The sequence below is a fragment of the Aeromonas sp. 2MA4 genome, from assembly GCF_029237305.1.
Lineage (GTDB): Bacteria > Pseudomonadota > Gammaproteobacteria > Enterobacterales > Aeromonadaceae > Aeromonas > Aeromonas salmonicida.
Genome location: NZ_JAACFY010000009.1, coordinates 88,959 through 107,977, shown reverse-complemented (window position 1 = coordinate 107,977; position 19,019 = coordinate 88,959). Strand labels below are relative to the sequence as shown.

General features: G+C 56.2%; 18 protein-coding genes. 7 read left to right on the top strand and 11 right to left on the bottom strand.

The annotated features are described in order from the left end of the window. Positions 1–7: 7 nt before the first annotated feature. Together GWQ31_RS11405 and GWQ31_RS11400 are read right to left on the bottom strand one after the other, a co-directional pair. Positions 8–1,078, bottom strand: coding sequence for an AI-2E family transporter (locus GWQ31_RS11405; protein WP_275909392.1), 1,071 nt, complete (start codon positions 1,076–1,078; stop codon positions 8–10). 25 nt (positions 1,079–1,103) lie between these two features. Beyond that, entirely contained in the window at positions 1,104–1,337 is a 234-nt protein-coding gene (locus GWQ31_RS11400) for a sulfurtransferase TusA family protein (RefSeq protein ID WP_005310119.1), read from the bottom strand. A gap of 149 nt (positions 1,338–1,486) precedes the next feature. Between GWQ31_RS11400 and GWQ31_RS11395 the strand changes: the two genes are divergently transcribed. After that, positions 1,487–2,920: a M48 family metalloprotease gene (locus tag GWQ31_RS11395; protein WP_275909418.1), complete on the top strand. Its 1,434-nt coding sequence runs from the start codon at positions 1,487–1,489 to the stop codon at positions 2,918–2,920. Positions 2,921–3,115: 195 nt separating this feature from the next. On the opposite strand, the gene GWQ31_RS11390 is transcribed toward GWQ31_RS11395, so the two are convergent. Continuing rightward, positions 3,116–3,595, bottom strand: a complete 480-nt coding sequence (locus tag GWQ31_RS11390) for a TlpA disulfide reductase family protein (protein ID WP_275909391.1) — start codon at positions 3,593–3,595, stop codon at positions 3,116–3,118. Positions 3,596–3,653: 58 nt separating this feature from the next. Here GWQ31_RS11390 and arsC point away from each other — a divergent pair, with 58 nt between their 5' ends. Then, positions 3,654–4,004, top strand: a complete 351-nt coding sequence (gene arsC, locus GWQ31_RS11385; RefSeq protein WP_058395753.1) for an arsenate reductase (glutaredoxin) — start codon at positions 3,654–3,656, stop codon at positions 4,002–4,004. Further along, positions 4,001–4,396 (top strand): DUF2069 domain-containing protein, encoded by a 396-nt coding sequence (locus GWQ31_RS11380; protein WP_005310127.1) that lies wholly within the window; start codon positions 4,001–4,003, stop codon positions 4,394–4,396. The genes arsC and GWQ31_RS11380 overlap by 4 nt, the downstream gene beginning before the upstream one ends. A 52-nt stretch (positions 4,397–4,448) precedes the next feature. Here GWQ31_RS11380 and GWQ31_RS11375 read toward each other — a convergent pair whose 3' ends face one another. Beyond that, positions 4,449–5,069 carry an ACP phosphodiesterase gene (locus GWQ31_RS11375; protein WP_275909390.1) on the bottom strand — a complete coding sequence of 207 codons (621 nt, stop codon included), beginning with the start codon at positions 5,067–5,069 and terminating at the stop codon, positions 4,449–4,451. Between the two features lie 142 nt (positions 5,070–5,211). Then, a complete protein-coding gene (locus GWQ31_RS11370) occupies positions 5,212–6,114 on the bottom strand; it encodes a lysine exporter LysO family protein (protein WP_034523538.1) in 903 nt (300 codons plus the stop codon). A gap of 531 nt (positions 6,115–6,645) precedes the next feature. On the opposite strand from GWQ31_RS11370, the gene GWQ31_RS11365 reads away from it, so the two are divergent. From GWQ31_RS11365 to GWQ31_RS11350, 4 genes are all read left to right on the top strand, one after another. Then, a complete protein-coding gene (locus GWQ31_RS11365) occupies positions 6,646–7,416 on the top strand; it encodes an ABC transporter ATP-binding protein (protein WP_005310133.1) in 771 nt (256 codons plus the stop codon). A 49-nt stretch (positions 7,417–7,465) separates the two neighbouring features. Continuing rightward, entirely contained in the window at positions 7,466–8,239 is a 774-nt protein-coding gene (locus GWQ31_RS11360) for an ABC transporter substrate-binding protein (RefSeq protein ID WP_005310135.1), read from the top strand. 305 nt (positions 8,240–8,544) lie between these two features. Beyond that, a complete protein-coding gene (locus tag GWQ31_RS11355) occupies positions 8,545–9,285 on the top strand; it encodes an ABC transporter permease (protein ID WP_159166054.1) in 741 nt (246 codons plus the stop codon). Between the two features lie 3 nt (positions 9,286–9,288). Next, positions 9,289–9,981 (top strand): ABC transporter permease, encoded by a 693-nt coding sequence (locus GWQ31_RS11350; RefSeq protein WP_005310139.1) that lies wholly within the window; start codon positions 9,289–9,291, stop codon positions 9,979–9,981. A 57-nt stretch (positions 9,982–10,038) separates the two neighbouring features. Here the strand turns inward: GWQ31_RS11350 and GWQ31_RS11345 are convergent, their stop codons facing one another. From GWQ31_RS11345 to GWQ31_RS11320, 6 genes are all read right to left on the bottom strand, one after another. Beyond that, positions 10,039–11,355, bottom strand: coding sequence for a capsule biosynthesis protein (locus tag GWQ31_RS11345; RefSeq protein ID WP_275909389.1), 1,317 nt, complete (start codon positions 11,353–11,355; stop codon positions 10,039–10,041). Between the two features lie 7 nt (positions 11,356–11,362). After that, positions 11,363–13,450 (bottom strand): capsular polysaccharide biosynthesis protein, encoded by a 2,088-nt coding sequence (locus tag GWQ31_RS11340; RefSeq protein WP_275909388.1) that lies wholly within the window; start codon positions 13,448–13,450, stop codon positions 11,363–11,365. A 27-nt stretch (positions 13,451–13,477) separates the two neighbouring features. Further along, on the bottom strand, positions 13,478–14,440 hold the full coding sequence (locus GWQ31_RS11335) for a galactosyltransferase-related protein (RefSeq protein ID WP_275909387.1): 963 nt from the start codon (positions 14,438–14,440) through the stop codon (positions 13,478–13,480). Between the two features lie 121 nt (positions 14,441–14,561). After that, on the bottom strand, positions 14,562–15,428 hold the full coding sequence (galU, locus tag GWQ31_RS11330; RefSeq protein ID WP_275909386.1) for a UTP--glucose-1-phosphate uridylyltransferase GalU: 867 nt from the start codon (positions 15,426–15,428) through the stop codon (positions 14,562–14,564). A gap of 13 nt (positions 15,429–15,441) precedes the next feature. Then, positions 15,442–16,248 carry a YqiA/YcfP family alpha/beta fold hydrolase gene (locus GWQ31_RS11325; RefSeq protein ID WP_275909385.1) on the bottom strand — a complete coding sequence of 269 codons (807 nt, stop codon included), beginning with the start codon at positions 16,246–16,248 and terminating at the stop codon, positions 15,442–15,444. Then, complete coding sequence (locus GWQ31_RS11320) at positions 16,249–19,011, bottom strand: glycosyltransferase (protein WP_275909384.1); 2,763 nt, start codon at positions 19,009–19,011, stop codon at positions 16,249–16,251. Positions 19,012–19,019: the final 8 nt, after the last annotated feature.

Sequence of the window (19,019 nt, the reverse complement as noted above, 5' to 3'; positions counted from 1 at the left end):
TGTGCCCTCAGACGCCGGGCAGGGCCGGATCATCCCGCTTGGGCCAGGCATTGATCACCGCCTTGACCAGGGTGGCGAGGGGAATGGCAAAGAAGACGCCCCAAAAACCCCAGAGGCCGCCAAATACCAGCACGGCTACGATGATGGCCACCGGATGCAGGTTGACCGCCTCGGAGAAGAGCAGAGGCACCAGCAGGTTGCCATCGAGGGCCTGGATCACCAGATAGGCCACCATCAGCCAGGTGAATTCCGGGGTCAGTCCCCACTGGAACAGGGCCACCATGGCCACAGGTACAGTGACCGCCGCCGCGCCTATGTAGGGAATGAGTACGGAGAAACCGACCGCCACCGCCAGCAACGCCGAGTAGCGCAATCCCATCAAGGCAAAGGGGATGTAGGTAGCCACCCCGACGATAAGGATCTCGATCACCTTGCCGCGGATATAGTTGATGATCTGGTCGTTCATCTCCACCCAGACCCGGTTGACCAGGGTGCGATTGCGCGGCAGGAAGCGGCGCAGGCCGCCCATCAGCTCCTGTTTGTCCTTGATCATAAAGAACACCATCAACGGCACCAGGATGAGATAGATGAGGATGGCCACCACGTTCACCAGCGAGCTCAGGGAGGCGCTCACCAGATGCTCGCCGCCGCTCAGGATGCGTTGGCGGATGTTGTCGATGATGGTTTCGACCAGGGTCACGTCGATGACTTCGGGGTATTTCTCCGGCAGGGTGCGCACATAGTCCTGGGCATGGGCCAGCATGGAGGGGGACTCCTTGGCCAGATTGATGCCCTGGCTCACCAGGGTCGGGATCAGGCCCAGCAATGCCATCACTGTCAATGCGATGAACAGCAGCAGCACCAGACTGGTGGCAAGAGCCCGGGAGAGCCCGGCCCGTTGCAACCGGCTCACTGGCCACTCCAGCAGATACGCCATCACCAGCGCGACCAGCAAGGGAGCAAGCAGGCCGCCAAACAGCCAGAGCACGGCAAAGCAGGCAACCAGCAGCAGGAAGAGGGTGACGGCATCGGGGTCGGAGAAACGAGTCTGATACCAGCGCTTGAGTACTTCTAACATGACAGCATCCTTTCGTGACAGGGGCTCATGATGGCTGCTTGGCCCCGACAACCAATTGCAAAAAGATCGTATTGTCCGGCCCTTGCTGCAAGGTGACTGTGTGTCCCTGGCGTTGCAAGTAGGCCGGAATATCCTGCCGGGAGCCCGGGTCTGCCAGCTGGATGGACAGGGATTGACCGGGTGTCGCCTGACGCAACCAGAGCTTGAGCCGGATCAGTGGCTCTGGGCAGCGCCAGGGGGTCAGATCGAGGTGTTCCATAGGGGCTCCATCGGGCATGAGGCGGCTATTATGGCCGTGATAAGAGCATGAAACAACGCTTGTGGCCCTTGAGGGGCAAGGGTATTCTGCCGGTGTCCCGGTAGGGTCTGATTGGAGATAGAGATAACGTGGCACGCTTTTCCCCTTTGATGGCATCGCTTCCCCTGCTGGCTTCCCTGATGGGGGCGACTTTTCATGCCCAGGCGAACAACCAGCTTCCCGACATAGGTACCGCCGGGGTAGCCGCCCTGCCCATCGAGCAGGAGGTGCGCTATGGCAATGCCTTCATGCGTTTCGCCCGGGCCGGCTTGCCGATCATCGATGATCCCGTGCTGAGTCAGTACATAGACGATCTGGGGCAGCGCTTGCTGACCAACGCCGACGGGGTGCGTTTTCCCTTTACCTTCTTCCTTGTCAATGATCCCAGCATCAACGCGGCCGCCTTCCTCGGCGGTCGGGTCAAGGTGCACACAGGCCTTTTCCTCTATGCCGACAGCGAGAGCGAGCTGGCCTCGGTACTGGCGCACGAAATCACCCACGTGACCCAGCGTCACATCGCCCGCTACATGGAGGCGCAGGCGAGCAGCTCAGCCATGACGCTGGCCGGGCTGGTGGGCTCCATTGCGCTCGCGGTGATCAACCCCACCGCCGGTATCGCCGCCTTGCAGACCACCCTCGGATTGTCGATGCAATCGGCCATCAACTACACCCGCGACAACGAATATGAAGCGGACCGGATCGGTATGAAAACCCTGTATGACGCAGGGTTTGACCCCATGGGCATGGCCAACTTCTTCCAGAAGCTGGCGGCCGAGTATCGCTACGCCAGCAAGCCGCCCCAGATGCTGCTCACTCACCCCCTGCCTGAGACCCGGATCTCCGAGGCCCGTAGCCGAGCCAACAGCTACGGGCGCCGCAACTTGCCCCCCAGCCTCGACTTCTGGCTGGCCAAGGTGCGTATTCAGGTGCGCTATGGCACCGAGACCCCACAGGCGCTGCTCAGCTATTTCGACAGTCGTCTGCAAAAAGGGGATTACCCCCTCAAGGATGCGGCCACCTATGGCAAGGCGCTGGCCTTGTTGCAACTCAAGCGCATCGATGAGGCTGACACCCTGATGCAGGAGCTGGCAACGCGTCATCCGGAAGACTTGTTCGTGGTCGATGCCCTGACCGATATCGATCTCGCCAAGGGACGCAGCGCCCAGGCCATTGCACGGCTGGAGAAGTTCCGCGCCCGCATGCCGGATAACGAAGTGGTGGTGGTCAACCTGGGTAACGCCTATCTGGAAGGGGGCGATTACAAGAAATCCATCGCCATCCTGGACCCCTATGCCCGGGATCACGAAGAGAACAGCCTGGCCTGGAACCTGCTCTCCGATGCCTATCGCAAGGCGGGCCGAATGACAGAGTTGCACATGGCGCGCGCCGAGATGCTCTCCCTGCGCGGGGATTATCAAGCCGCCATCGACGAGCTGATCGTGGCCCGTGGCACCACCAGCGACAAGCTGACCCTGGCCAGACTGGAGGCGCGCATCACAGAGCTGGAGCGCGCGAAAAAGGATCTCGACAGCCTGAAAGGGTGATGACTCCGACATGCGGTGAAACGGGGTGCGCCAGCAATGGCGCGCCCCGTTTTCTTTCCGGGCGGAAGACTCTTCTCTGCCACCCTTTCACAAGGGGGCGGGGCGGCAGACTCGTGATGAAAGAGAAGCGTCGCAGACGCTCAAATGTCAGGAAGGCGCATCGACGGTTCCCCTGGCAAGGGGAGGGGAGCTTCTCTAACGAAATTGCGCAGCTCGCAGCTTGAGGGCGGTAATCTTCTGCCCGTCGAACTCTCCCACCAGCGTCTCTTGCAATCGGCCCTCGCCATCGAGCAGATAGCTGGTGGGCAGTCCGGTTGGGAGAGAGAAGGGGAGGTGCGCCTCTTTATCGGCGATCAGCAGCGGGACTTTGATGTGATGGCGACTGGCCAGTGCCCCCAGCTCGGCCGGGGTGGCAGGATCGTAACTGATCACCACCACGGCTATCTTGCCCTCCTGCGCCAGTGTCTCCAGCAGCGGCAATTCCCGCAGACAGGGGGCGCACCAGGGCGCGAAGTAGTTGACCAGGAGCGGCTTGCCAGCAAACTGCGCCAGTGTCACCGGCTGGCCCTGGCTGTTGCTGAACTCGGGGGGAGGGGAGCAGGCTGTCAGCAGAGCCGCCACAATCAGCCAACAAATTCGTTTCATTTCCTTTGCCCTGCCGCTTACCCTGACCATCCGTTTCCCCTACAATAGCGCCGTTTCTTGTCCCATCTTGCCACATCAGGGAGTTACCATGAGCGAGACCCAAATCTACCACAATCCGCGCTGTTCAAAGAGCCGTGAAACCCTGGCCCTGCTGGAACAGCACGGGATCACCCCGGATGTGGTGCTCTATCTGGAGCAGGCGCCGAGTGAAGATGTCATTCGCACCCTGCTGACCCAACTGGGCTTTGCCGATCCGCGCCAGCTGATGCGCACCAAGGAAGATCTCTACAAAGAGCTGGGGCTGGCGGATCAGAGCGGTGATGCCCTCATTCGCGCCATGCACCAGCATCCCAAGCTCATCGAGCGCCCCATCGTCATCAAAGATGGCAAGGCCCGCATCGGCCGCCCCCCCGAGCAGGTGCTGGAGATCCTCAAGTGACCACTCGCTTCGCCCGTTTGCTGACCCTGGTCGGCTTCTTTGGCCTGCTGGGTTGGGTCATCCTCTGGCACCTGTTTCTCTCCCCCCACCCTGACCTCAATCCCTGGTTGCTGCCGGTGATCTGGACTGTGCCGCTCCTGTTCCCGCTCAAGGGCATAGTACAGGGCAACCCTTACACCCATGCCTGGGGCAACTTCGTGCTGATGCCCTATTTTCTGCACGCCCTGACGCTGATCACCACGGATGAAGGGGAGCGTTGGCTGGCTGTGGTTGAACTGGTGTTCACCACACTGGCGTTTGTCGGCACCATCTATTACGCCCGCCTGCGTGGCCGGGAGCTGGGCCTCAGCATTCGCAAGAAGAAGGGTGAGCTTTCACAAGAAGAGAAATAAGGCACTGGTTCAGTGCGCCTTTATCTGCAAACCGGACCCTGGGTCCGGTTTTTTATGGCCGCAATCCGGCGTGGCCGCCTGTCTCGCGATAGTGGGCGAGCTGCTGCTCGCTAAATGCCATCAGCTGGGGATAGAAGCGCAGAAAACCCAGCTCGCAGGTGTGCCAATCCATCTCATCCAGGGTGGTGAGGGCATCGCCGAGCAACACAGGGCGGCGCAGACGATGGCCTATGCCGTTGAGGGCCCGGCCCAGCCCCTCTTTGTGACGATAGGAGGCAATCCAGTTCTGCTCCGCCATCCGTTTCAGTGCCGCTGGCAAGCCGTCTGCCAGCAGCAGGTGATCTGCCAATAGCTGGTCATAGCTGTGCTGCAAAAAGCGGGGCAGAGGCTCTGCGCAAAACTGTGACCAGTACACACTGAGCCAGTGGTCGTAGAGCATGTCCACCAGTATGCCGCCAAAGCGGCGCCAGGGCGCCTCAAAGCAGGCCACAGCTGCCCTGTGCTCCGGGTGTGCATCGGTGAAGGCATCAATCTTGCGATGCAACCAGATCCCCTCGTCGAACTCGGGGGCGAGGGCGCTTGGCAGTGGTCCCTTGATAAAATCCCCCAGCAGATTGCCGGTGAGGGAGCTTCGGGTATGGGCAGCCAGATGCAGATGAGCCAGATAATTCATGGGGCTAGGGTTGACCAGCAAATGAAAACTGAGGGTGAGCCTAGCGGATCCGGCTCTGCTTGCCTATGGCTGGCGAACCGGCGGCAAGGGGTTGGCACAAAAAAGCCCGACACTCGGGTCGGGCGTGATGGGGTCGGCTGGTTTAAATGGCCAGGAAGCCCAGGATCAGGATGGGGCCGAGCAGGCTCAGGATAAAGCCGGAGACAATCGCCACAGGTACTACCTGGATGCCACCGGATTTCTGAATGACCGGCAGGGTGAAGTCCAGCGCAGTGGCGCCACCGTAGCCGATGGCGGCAGAGGGGTGGCGGCGCATCAACATGGGGATGATGAGAATGGCGATAAGCTCGCGACCCAGATCGTTGATAAAGGCGGCGGAGCCGAGCACTGGCCCCAGCTTGTCGGCCACCAGAATGCCCGACAGCGAATACCAGCCGAAGCTGGAGCTGATCGCCAAGCCATGACTGAATGGCATGCCGAGCAACTGGGCTGCCAGCAGACTGCCCAGCCAGCTGCTGACGATGACGGTAAAGGCGATTTTCATGCCCCAGGGATTGAGCAGGATCTGGCGCAGTCGCATACCGGAGTTGCGCATCTGCACCCCGATCAGCAGCAGCAACAACATCAGGGCCCACTCACTCAACTTGTCGATGGGCAAGATCCTCAAATCCACCAGCAGCCCCAGCAGCACGCCCCCCAGCACCACAAAGCAGAGCTGGAGTGATTCCCACAGCAGGTGCAGCTTGCTCGGCATCTTGGCGTCACTCGCCTCATGGGTCGGCGGGCTGCGTTTGTCGAGCCACCAGAGCGCCAGCAGGTTGCAGAAGGTAATTGCGGCCAGCATGACACCGGCCACCTTGAAGATCACCGCCAGGTTGCTGCCCAGGTTCTCCACATAGGCGAGCCCCAGCCCCATCAGAAACAGGATGAGATAGACCATCTTGCCCAGCGACTGATTGACCAGCTTGATGAGCCGGGCGGAAGAGAGGGGGATCAGATAGCCGATTGCCAGCGGCAGCAGGATCAGCAATACATTGAGCAACATCGGGGCCTCGATCACAAAACTGATAAAAATGACACCTTATCACTACTTATTGGCTCTGTGTCACATATCTGTGAGTTTGGATGTTTCATCCGGGGCTTTTTTATCAAGTTGTTATGTTTTTGGTGCAAATCCATGCACTGATGTGGCGCAGTGGCTCGCCTTGGTGCAGCAGGAGAATCGACGGGTCAGCCCACTTTTCAACAAGATGCAAACATCCGCAGGGTGAATAAAGCTGCTTGGGTACGGTTATGACCATGATGCAGGAATTTTCTTGCCACCCTTGCGATGTGGGTATAAAAAGGCGGTGTTGCCGTACTGGTCTGGATAGGGTTTTATGCAGACAAAGTGCTGAAAAATACCGATTAGACCAATAAAAATACAGACAAAACACCAAAGACCACCGTTCTGTATTGTTTTTTGACTAGTCGAGTGATATTTTCGCTGAAGGTTGCCATCGGTTAACTTTTTGTTAAATGTACGATGGCTGAGTCACGCCGTAGCGGCGTCTAGGGACAGACAAGGTTGTAATGGATGAGCGACGTTGCCGCACTGGAAGTTCGTGAACTGCACAAGTATTTCGGCACCCACGAAGTGCTCAAGGGCATCGACATGACCGCCCACAAGGGAGACGTGATCTCCCTGATCGGCTCCTCCGGCTCGGGGAAGTCGACCTTTCTTCGCTGTATCAATTTGCTGGAAACACCCTCTTCCGGCACGGTTTCGCTTCATGGCGAGCTTATCCGGATGAAAACCAACCGGGCTGGCGAGCGGCTGGCGGAGGATGTGCGTCAGGTGGAGCGTATCCGTAGCCGTCTGGCCATGGTGTTTCAAAGTTTCAACCTCTGGTCGCACATGACCATCATGCAGAACATCATCGAAGTGCCTATCCAGGTGCTGAAGATCCCCCGCGCCGAAGCCATCGCCAAGGCGGAGCATCTGCTCAATCGGGTGGGCCTGTGGGAGCGCCGGGATTACTACCCAGGCCACCTCTCCGGCGGTCAGCAGCAGCGTGCGGCCATTGCCCGGGCGCTGGCGGTGGATCCCGAAGTAATGCTCTTTGACGAACCCACTTCGGCGCTCGATCCCGAGCTGGTGGGTGAGGTGCTCGGCCTGATGCGTGAGCTGGCCGAAGAGGGGCGCACCATGCTGGTGGTGACCCACGAGATGTCGTTTGCCCGTGATGTGTCGAACAAGGTCATGTTTTTGCATCAGGGGCGCGTGGAAGAGGAGGGCAACCCCAAGGAGATTTTCGCCCATCCCAAATCGGAACGGTTCAAGCAATTTATCTCTTCCATCTATTGATGGGCGGGATCCAACGTTAACAGTCGACGAATTTATCAAGGAGAGATATATGAACAAGCTGATGCTGGCGACTGCCATAGTGACTGCCCTGTCTTCCGGTAGCCTGATGGCCAAGGAGTGGAAAGAAGTGCGGATCGGGGTGGAAGGTGCTTATCCTCCCTTCTCCTGGACCGAGCCCAGTGGCGAAGTGAAAGGCTTTGACATCGATATCGCCAACGCCCTGTGCGCAGAGATGAAGGTGAAGTGCACCCTGGTCAAACAAGATTGGGACGGCATCATACCGGCGCTGCTGTCGCGCAAATATGACGCCATCATCGCCACCATGGACATCACGGAAGAGCGCAAGAAGAAGGTGGACTTCACCCAGAAGTACCAGCACATTCCGGCCCGCTTCGCCGCCAAGAAAGGCACTGACGTCCAGCTCGACAAGGCCTTCATGGATGGCAAGGCCGTGGCGGTGCAACGCGCTACCTCCATGGATACCTACATCACCGACAACTTCCCCAACGCCACCATCAAGCGTTACGGCACCGCCGATGAAGCCTACCTCGACCTGAAATCCGGTCGTGTGGATTATGTGCTGGCCGATTCCGCTGCCATCACCGATGGTCTGCTGAAAAAAGAGGGCGGTGACGGCTTTGAATTCGTCGGCCCGAAACTGACCGATCCCAAGTGGTTTGGTGAGGGTGCCGGCATCGCCGTTCGCAAGGCTGACAAGGATCTGAAAGAGAAATTCAACACGGCGATCCTGGCCCTGCGCGCCAACGGCAAGTACAAGGAAATCAACGACAAGTACTTCGAATTTGACGTTTACGGCGAATAACAACCGAACGTCGTCTACGGCGGATCATCAAAACCCCCTCCTGGCCTCCCCTTTACAAAGGGGAGGCGTTGCAAACTCCCTCCCTTGTATGAAAGAGCCAGGAGGAGACTTGGGGTCCTTGCGGTGCCGACGGCGAACCAGGAACGACAGGCTGACTCCCGTCAGTCGTCATATCGGGCCCGTTATCTCCTGCAAGGAGTGATGGGCCTGCTTGATTGCAATGGAGCTGCATATGTGTGGTTTTAAAGAATATGGAGCCTCTGCTTGGGAGGGGCGAGCCCACTCAATGTGCAATGGAGCTGCATATGTTTGATTTGAAAGGATACGAAGCCTCCCTGCTGGAGGGCGCCTGGGTCACTCTGGAAGTGGCGCTGGCCTCGCTGCTGCTGGCACTGCTGCTGGGGATGCTGGGGGCGCTCGCCAAACTGTCGCCCTACAAGTGGGCCAGGGGCATTGCGACCACTTACACCACCGTCATTCGCGGCATTCCCGATCTGGTGCTGATGATGCTGCTGTTCTTCGGCGGTCAGGTGCTGATCAACAGCGTCTGTGCCTGGGTCAACGAGACCTACAACAACTTCTTGCTTGAGAGCAATCCCAATCAGGAGTGGGTCTCCCTGCTGCCTGATTACATCGATATCAGCCCGTTTGCGGCCGGGGTCGCCACCATAGGTTTCATCTTCGGTGCCTACATGACAGAGACATTCCGCGGCGCCATCCTGGCGGTGGACAAGGGGGAGCTGGAAGCCGCTCGCGCCTTTGGCATGCGGGCGACCCAGGTCTTTGTACGGATCCTGTTTCCCCAGATGATGCGTCACGCCCTGCCGGGGTTTGGCAACAACTGGTTGGTACTGCTCAAGACCACGGCGCTGGTCTCCATCATCGGTCTCGATGACATGGTGCGCAAAGCGTCCCTGGCGGCAGGCTCAACCCAGTTGCCCTTCACCTTTTACATGGCGGTGGCCCTGATCTTCCTGATCTTCACTGCGGTTTCCACCTCGGCACTGAAGTGGGCCGAGCGTCACTACGCGATAAAGACGAGGTAAGCCATGGATTTCTCAATCATTCTCAAAGAGTGGCCTACCTACTGGCAGGGGCTTTACACCACAGTGCTGCTGGTGGCGGCATCCCTCATACTCGGTCTGGCGCTGGCGGTACCCATGGGGATACTGCGCAACAGTCGCAACTGGCTGATCAAGGGGCCGATCTGGGCCTATATCTACTTCTTTCGTGGCACCCCCTTGCTGGTACAGCTCTTTATCATCTACTACGGCGCTGCCCAGTGGGAGTGGCTGAAAAACAGCGCTGCCTGGACCCTGTTTGCCGAAGCCTGGTTCTGCGCTTTGCTGGCGTTCACCCTCAATACCGGCGCCTACACCGCAGAGATAGTGCGCGGCGCCGTGCTCAACATGCCCAAGGGGCAGATTGAAGCGGCCAACGCCTTTGGCATGAGCCGCTGGCAAACCCTCACCCGCATCATTTTGCCCAACTCGTTTCGCCGTGCGCTGCCCGCCTACAGCAACGAGGTGATCTTCATGCTGCAGGGCTCGGCGGTGGCTGGCATCATCACCATCGTCGACCTGACCGGCGCCGCGCGGATCATCAACTCCCGCTACTACAGCCCGTTCGAGGCCTTCCTGACCGCAGGCCTGCTCTACATGCTGCTCACCTTCGTCATCGTCTGGCTGTTCAAGAAGTGGGAAGCCCGCTGGCACGCCCACCTGCGCCCCCGCAGCCTGTAACGACCATAAAAAAAGCCCGCAAGTGCGGGCTTTTTTGTGGGTGAGTGGGGGGGGGGGCTAGAGCAGCGCCATCGGTGTCAGCATCTCCTCTGACAGCAAGCCAAAAGTACCCAGTGCACCTATGGCCCCGATGAGACAGGAAGATAGCCGGGAAGAGACCCCCTGCTGTTTGGTGGGCGCCACCTGTTCACTGTGCCGGTGGATCTTCTGCATCACTGCCATGGCACTGAGTTCCAGATGGCGATAGAAGCTGGCATTGAGCTGGGTCAGATGAAGCAGTGATTGTCGCATCCGCTCGAAGGTGTCGTTGCACACCGGGCTCTGCTTGTGCCAGAACTTCTCAAGGGTGCCACGGGTGGTGAGGCCCGGCAGATCGTAAAGGGCGCGTCCCATGCAGAAGGTCGGCACATCGTGCAGCAGGGCCGAGAGACCGACAGTGCTGTTGATGGTAATGACCCCCTTGAGCAGGGGATAGAGGGTCGGCAGCGGCAAGTCATAACCGTAGAACACCCGCCCTTCCAGCCCGAGCAGCGTCACCAGGCGGTTGATCTGGGACTGGTAGCTGACGTAACCCCTGTCCATGGGATGATGTTTGAACAGCAAGACATCCTCACTGCGAGCATGTCGGGCAAAGGAGTTCATCACCTGGGCGACCATCTCTTCCACCCCGCTCAGGTCAGAGTGCTCCCTTATCTGAAAATCTTCGGTGACCTGCAGGGGCACGAAGAAGATATGGCCCTTGTGTTGGGGCAGCGCCTTGAGCAGGCGACGATCCGCGCCTCTGTACCACCACTTGACCAGACCACCCGCCACCCAGCCTTTGGCTTCCTGATAGAGGCTCCAGGGTCTGTGGTTGACAAAATGCGGGTAGCGCCAGTGAAACAGATTCTTGCTGATGTGATAGCGGCTGGCATACCAGGCGCGGCGACCAAAGGTCTTGCCCACCTGCAATGGCGCATCATAAGGGGCGGGCCACTGCATCTCGGCCAGCTGGTCACGTTTGGCATAAAGCGGGCTGAAGGCATTCACCCCCCCTTGCTCCAGCGTCACGTAGTCCGGGCGCAGATAACCCTCTTCCATGGCCCAGACGGCGATCTTCTTCAGCTTGCAGATGCGAATGGCCTGCAGATGGTAATAGCGGCAATCCCCATAGCAGATCAGGCTGTCGATGCGATGACGCTTGATGAAGCGGCGAAAGAAGGTATTCCAGGTGTCCGGCTTGCCGGTGAAACGCTCGTTGTGACCGACGCAAGGCCAGCACTCATCCCCGCCATTGAAATGGATCTTGTAAACCTCATGGCCCGCTTCGCTCAGGGTCTGGCTGAGGGTTTGAAAGAAGGGGCCGAGCGGTCCTTGCAACAACAAAATCTTCATGTACGGCTTATCTCATGAGCTGGGGGAGGGAGGGACGTTGCAGCAGCGTCTGTGTCAGATAACTCAACTTGATCTGCCAGCGCTGCCAGAGGCTCGACTTGCGGGTCGATGACTGCCCCTGCTCTGCCAGCTGGCGGATCAGCTGCTCCGGGCTTATCCAGAGCCCGGTCTGCCAATCGATGTAGAGCGGATAGGCGACCAGCGTCAGGTAGACCAGCGCCGCCAATGGCAGGCTGCGCTGGCGCCTGGCAGGGGGATGGGCATCTGTCGTCAGCCCCCAGCCACTGTAGAAGGGCTGACCCCAGGTCGTGACCTTGACACCCTGTACCAGCGCCTCGAACCCGCTGAGCGAGGTCATGGTGTGCAGCTCATCCACGTGGGGATAGAGACTGGTCAGCCCTATGTCCAGCACCTGGCTGTCCACACACTCCGCCAGACAGGCAGCCGAGATGGCACCCGCCCTGTTGCCTGCCACCACATCCGGGTGCGGCTTGAACAGAATGTGCGCCTCCGGTTTGGCCGCACGTACGGCCCACAGCAGTTGTTCATTGCTGCGAATGGTCGGGCTGCCGGTCAGGATGGAGGCATCCCCATCCACCTGGCCAACTACCAGCACCAAAGTGCGACCATCCGCAGGGGGGGTATAATGCTGCGGTGCGCTTACGTTGTATTTGCTGACCCTGTGCTGGCGCAGCAGATCGATCAGTGCGCTGCCCCGATTGACGTCGGCCTCGGTCAGCTGCTGGTAGTTGAGCAACTGTTCGAGCCCGCTTGGCATGCGGCTGTCGAAATAGATCCCGACCGGATCGATGGACAAGGAGGAGGGACGACAGAGGTTGGAACCTAGCCCCCTGGATCGGATAAAGCCATCTTCCACCCGGATGGCAGAGGTGAGATCCGGGTGGCGGCTGCCCCATACCAGCACCTGCTCATCGCCGGTCAGCCGCTTGGGCGGTGTGCGCACAAAGCGCAGCTCATCGGCCAGGTGGTGACAGAATGCCTGCATAAAGGCGCGCTTCCACAAGGAGAAACCAACCAGATAGAGCCTGCGCCAGCGCGGTGCTGCCTTCTGCTGACGGGCCATTATGGTCAATACCTCTTCTACCTCACAGCGCTGGCCCAGCACGGGATCCAGATAGCGCGGATAGAGGATAAGGGCGGCCGCCGCCAGCTGGGGCAGTGATACCTGAACCTTGCGTCGCTCACACTGTTTGCTGTCAGAGGTCAGCCCCCAGCCGGCGTAAAACGGCATGCCAAAGCAATACACAGGCTTGCCGAGCAGCAAGGCCTCAAATCCGAGCTGGGAAGAGACGGTGTAGACAGCCGCCACCCGGTTGAGCAGGGCATGGGGATGGCAGTGATCGGCAACCACTTCCACATCATCCAGTTGCAGTCGGGCCAGCACGCCGCTCTTCTTGCCAAAGCGGGTGTCCGGGTGAGTGCGCAGCAAGAGGCGGGCATCGGGGTGATTGCGACGTGCCGCTTCCACCATGGCCACAAAGTCCGCTTCACTGGCCAGCGCCCCTGGAATGGAGAGATCGCCCGCCACCTGATCCACCAGCAGTACTCTGGGTCTGGCGTCTTGCAACAGGCGCTGTGCCAGCGCCGCTGGCAAACCGCCATGCTCACCTCGCGCAGAAAGACCGGCAGAGGCATCACCCGCTGGGTGAGCCGGGCGTGAGGCGTAGCAGTTGTACTTGGTGACGCCGAGGCGCACCAGCTCACCCATCAGCCGTTGCGCCCGCTCAAGCATGGCGGCGTCACAGGGCGTTGCGATAAGCTGTTCAAGCTGGCTGGGTTGGCGTGCATCGTAATAGATGCCGACGGGGTCGGCGATAAGCGACACCGCCTGGCCACCGCGGGCAGGATGGCCGATATAACCGATAAAGCCATCTTCCAGCTGCCAATAGGGCAGACCCAGGGCCTGGGCTGTTTGTTTAATCTGACGGGTATTGGCCTTCTGGCCCCAGCCCACCAGGGCATCACCGGGCTGGGGAGTGGCATCAGGGGTGAGACGCGCCAATGGCTGGCCCAGGCAGGCGCGGATCTGCGCGTCGCGGGCCAGTATGCCGCCAGATTGTGTCCATAGAGTCATGCAAGTTGCTCAGATTAAAAAGGAAGCTTAGAGAGATGCGGGTTTGAACATGTCTCTGAAAAAAGCACGTGGATTGAGGTAAAGCTTGCGCAGTTTTCGCCACAGGGGGCGCTTGAGCCGAATGCCATCCTGCCAGCGCAACAGCCCCGGATAGTCACTGACGGGATAACCCGCCTCTTCCTGCAAACGGATCATCCACTCCCGAAAGTCCGGCAGCTCTCCATTGAGGTCATTGCAGGGCACAATCGGCCCTTTCAAGGGGCCTCGCTCTGACTCGGAGCGTGACAGCATCTGTTCCAGCAACTGATCGTTGCCCGCCCTGCGCTTGTGATAGGGGTGCGTCAGGGGGCGGGGGTGCCACTGATGCACCAGAAACCGGCCGGCAAACAGATGGGGCAGGACATAGTAACTGAAATAACGGCGAAACCCCTGATAATCCCCCGGGTGCTGTGCCTTGATATTCAAGCCATAATCATCGGGCCTTGGCCCTATGGGATAATGGCGAGTCAGCCGGTCAATCAGTTCCAGATCCTCGCCACCGTGGCCGACAAACTGTTCGTCAAAGCCCCCCAGTTGCAAAAACCACTCGCGATTGAGCAGCAAGCAACTGCTGGCCAGGGCAATCCCTTCCACCCTGTGATTCTCACCGCGCAGAAAGGATTCCAGGCAGCCTTGAAAATCCCCGTCAAACCGCTCTGTCTCTTCCTTGGTCAGATAGAGGCAGGGGTACATTTCAAAAGCAGTTAAGCCGTATTGACGGCATGTCTGGCTACGTTCGGATAATTGCTCAACCAGCTCAGGGGGACAGAGCAGATCTGCATCCATAAGGAAGAGTGCTTTTGTCGTGCTGCATTTGATTGCGTGGTCACGGGCAATCCCGGGTGAGTAGACAGGAAAAGGTTGTTCATCCTCGATAAAACGAGCGTTCACTCTGTCTGACAGAGCTTGTTTCCGATTCGTTGGGATCAGAATATCCAGATCTGGTCTCATAGAAAGAGACTGGAGGCACGCCTCCAGTCTCTTTCTCGCAGCGTCCAGATCCCCACGTCCACTTTGCTGAAAGTGAAACGGGGTGATAACACTGAGATCGCGCGACATATGTTCCCTAGATTTAGCCAATCAGCTCTTCAAGGTAAGTTCGCAGCGTTGATGAAAGCTCAGGATGGCGCAGGCCATACTCGATATTTGCCTTCATATGACCCAGCTTGCTACCGCAGTCGTAACGAATACCATCAAATTGATAGGCCAGTACGTCCTGCTCCTTGAGCAGATCGGCGATCGCATCAGTCAGCTGGATCTCGCCACCTGCGCCACGCTGAGTGCTTTCAAGCAGTTCGAAAATCCGGGGTTGCAGCACATAACGACCGACAATCGACAGGTTGGATGGGGCTTCCTCCCGAGGGGGTTTTTCGACCACGCCATTCAGTTTGTAGAGACGCTCACTCAAGGTAATGGGGTCAATCACACCATATTGGCTGACTTTTTCCATTGGTACTGCTTCTACGGCAACCACTGAACTTTTGCTCTCACTTGAAAGCGCGATCATGGTGTCCAGACAGGGAGTCTGTTCACAGTAAATCATGTCATCGGCCAGCAATACCGCAAATGGTTCATTACCCACAATCTGCTTGGCACACAGGACGGCATGACCCAAACCCAGGGCTTCGGTCTGGCGAACATAGAAGCAGTTCACGCCCGCGGGAATGATATTTTTGACTGCATCCAGCAAAGCGGTTTTACCGGCTTGTTCTAGCTTGTACTCCAGCTCGAAATTGCTGTCGAAATGATCTTCGATAGCCCGTTTGGTCCAGGAAGTCACAAAGATAAGATCTGTGATACCGGCAGCAATGGCCTCTTCAACTGCATATTGAATCAACGGCTTGTCTACAACCGGCAGCATTTCCTTTGGACATGCCTTGGTGGCAGGTAGGAAGCGGGTACCCATACCCGCAACGGGGAAAACGGCTTTTTTAATCATATTAATCCCGTAGTTATAAACTCTTAGCTAACTCCAAGTATTTTAAAGTTATTTCTTTACTACATGGGTTGTGGCCTTCAGAGGGATTTCTGTACAAATATGTAATCAATCCCTTTTCCGTGAGTTTACTATTCTTATATTGTTCACGCATCCATTGCATAAATGGTGCGCAATGACGTTCATAATGGAAAACATCATCAAGATTTTGCATATATATAATGCTTGGTACTTTTGATGTGGCTTTAAATACATCTATTGCATTATATTTCATTGGGAATTTTCTTCGAAACTCACCAACGTCCATTCCATTGTAAATGGTATCCAGTACATGGTTTACTTTTGATTCATAGAATAATGTCCAGTCCGTCTGTGGGTTATTTACAACCACTACCGGATTGTTAAAATATGGAGAGAGCATCAGGGATGCGAACCCTCCGGCTGACGAACCATAAAGAATCGGCTTTGATATGTCGAGCTTCATATTTACCGCAATGAACTTAAGCAGTTCAGAGAAGCGGTAAAAATAGTTGATATCTTTAGAGCACTGGAACCAGCCTATACTTAATTCATTGTCTGTAAGGGTTGGATCAGTGGCAATGATAATATTGCCATCTAGATCATCCACCCAACTGACTCTTTGAAAGTTTGGCTGGGGCTTTGCCTTGTCCACCGCGCCTTGACCGAAAATATAAAGATGTGGATTGTTGGTCTTCGATTTTTTAATAAACACATTGTGTATGACATTGGTATCATGAATGACATAATGACCATCTTCAACATATGTGAAGTTATTGACGCTGTGAAACTCAAAAATTTCCATTTAGATGCCCGACAAGTCTCGTTTCAGCTCAGAACAAATTACTTGGCAATTCTTTAGGTATTCTTCATCTTGGATGGTCCAAGTATGAGCACTGGTATTGGAATATCTCATTTGAATGAAATTATACTTATCAGATGAATAAATAGTAAATCCACTCTCTTTGCAATCTTTGAGGAAATTAGTGTCCTCACCACGATTGCGGCTATGGAACTTGACCTTTTCAAAGACCTGCTTGCGAATAACCAGTGTGCCACCTGAAATAAAATCAGAATAACGGTTGTCTTTACCTGGTTGTTTGATGGCCATAATGTTCTTGGACTCTACATAGCAGAAGTAAGAGTCTTTACCGACCACATCGGCGCCACTGAAGTTGAGCGCCAGCAGGGCATCTACCAGATAGTTGGCGCCATAGATATCATCATCATCCATCTTGGCAATATAGTCGCCGCAAGCATGTGAAACACCGTGATTGAGGCAGTCGCCAAGGGTCAGATCCTGTGGAAGCTGGTGAACCTGAGCATTGGGTATATCTCTGATTTTTTCTTTCACTTCATCAATATTGAACTCGTCATTGTTCAATATGATCAGCAGCTCTTTATTGGGATGTGCCTGGCGCTGATAGTTGTCTATCATCATGTCGATATTTTTTGGGCGGTTGGTGCACATGATGGTCGATACTTTATCACCTTCGCTATTGCTGCGCTCAATGCCAACAGTATCGAGGATCTGAACGAAGCGTTGCTGATATGAGTGATGCTGCAAACAGTGTCGTGCAGCCAGGTGTCCGAGACGCTCGCGATCGAGGTCAGACTCCAGCAACTGCTGCACAACTTTTTTTGCTTCCTCTTTATCATGAACAACATGGACATGCTCGCCGAGCATAGCCTTCATGCCATCCGAGTGGGTGGAAACCACTGGCGTACCGCAGGCCAGAATTTCGAAGACACGGCGAGAGAACATGGTCGGTGAATCTTGCACCGTATTGATGTTCAGGAACAATTTGTACTGGCGATAGGCTGTGACCATCTGGTCATAGCTCAGCGAGCCGACAATAAAGGGTTGGTATTTCGCCGGGAATATACGGGATTCCCTGTGCTTGGTTGCGTGCAACATGCGGTCGTAGACATGCAGTTCCCGGTGCATGGCGCCATCAAGCACGATTTCGGTCTGTATCCGGCGGGTATCATGGCCATTGTTATACCAGCTACCTGCAAAACAGATCTCGTAGGTCGGCAGCTTCTTGCGCTTGTCACGGATTGGGTTATGAATGGCAGGTTGGGCGGCAAAAGCCAGCGGGTAGACGCGGTCATGACCAACACGACTCTTGTATTTATCGAGAATATTGCCATCGGTCGTGAAGATATAATCACAATCTGCGGCGACGTCGATAAAGACATCGTAGTTGGTCGGGTCTTCCTTGTTCCAGAACACAACGGGAATATTTTTCGACTTGCAATACTTGATGGCATCGCGCAGCGGATCACCCAGGTGCTTCTTGTAGCTGGCCATGGTATAGGTCCATTCGCCATCATTGCCATTCCAGGCAGACTCGACAAAGAAGAGAACCGGGTTGGCCGCATCAATTTCCTCTTTCCAGTTTTTCTTGGTTAGCGGAATAAAGTTCGCCTCATAGCGGAAGCACTCATAAGTGAACTTGTCACTGATAGATACGACATTAATGCTTTGGTTGCGCAGTCTGGCTCTTGGCTCAAACCCGGGCCAAGTGACTTCTTCATTGGGACGAGCCTCATTGAAGATACCAACCTGTTCCAGCAAGCTCTGTCTGATGGTGTTATCCATCGGTGGCACGTCAAACTTGCCTTTGCGCTTTGCTGCGCGAATTTTAATCAGCTTTTGTGGCAGTGACAGCAGCCCAGCCAATTTGCTTCGCTTGGCTTCCGCCAGGGTTTTGCCAAGACGATAGTAAAGTGACTTCTCCATCTGCTGTTTTTCATAGAGGGCAAGTGCCAGCTTGTCTTTCAAGGCTTCCAGATTGGTTTTTTGTACCAAAGGGGAATCAGGCAAAGCGTGAATGCGTTTCTCAAACGCAACCGTCAATGCCTTGGCCTTGAGCTCAAAAATGCGGGCAATCTCTTCTTCGCTCTGGCAACTTTCCAGCTTGATGGCATTAACTGGCAGCATCTCTTCAGCGATGATTTTCAGAGGCTTTATATTGAGAGTGCCTTGCCCCTTGAGACGCAGAGCAATGCTGAAATAACGGGCATCGGGTGCTGTTTCAAATTCAACCTTGTTCAGACCGTTATAAATCTGCTGGAATTTGTGGGCAATGCGCTTCTCTTCGTCATATTGAATGAAGAACATGGCGCAATCGGGGCGTGGCTCACCGAATTGGGCATCAAGGTGAACGCGATATTTATGGCTGCCGTTGATGCGCCAGGCATCTTTGTTCAGTGGCAGACCGTTGATATCCATGCTGCCGGTCTGCAGATAGAAGGAGTCCCCATCAACCAGGCCAAGCTCCAGCGAGAGAATGCCTGCAGCGTCTACGGTTATGGTTTTGTTACGGTCATTATCTGCAGGCAGCATCCAGGCATCAGCAGTTTCTATATTGCTGATGTTGCCAAAAGAGAGCTGGGGGTAAGACTGTTCTACCCATTCAATCTTGTCGGTCTTTCTGGCCAGCTGTCGGTATAGGTAATCGAGGTGCTCGTCATAGATGGAGAAAACAGTATTGAGATGATTCTCTTGCTGACGTGGCGGCTGATTTTTTCGGGCGTTTTTTTTAGCGAGTCGGGTCGACATATCAGAGT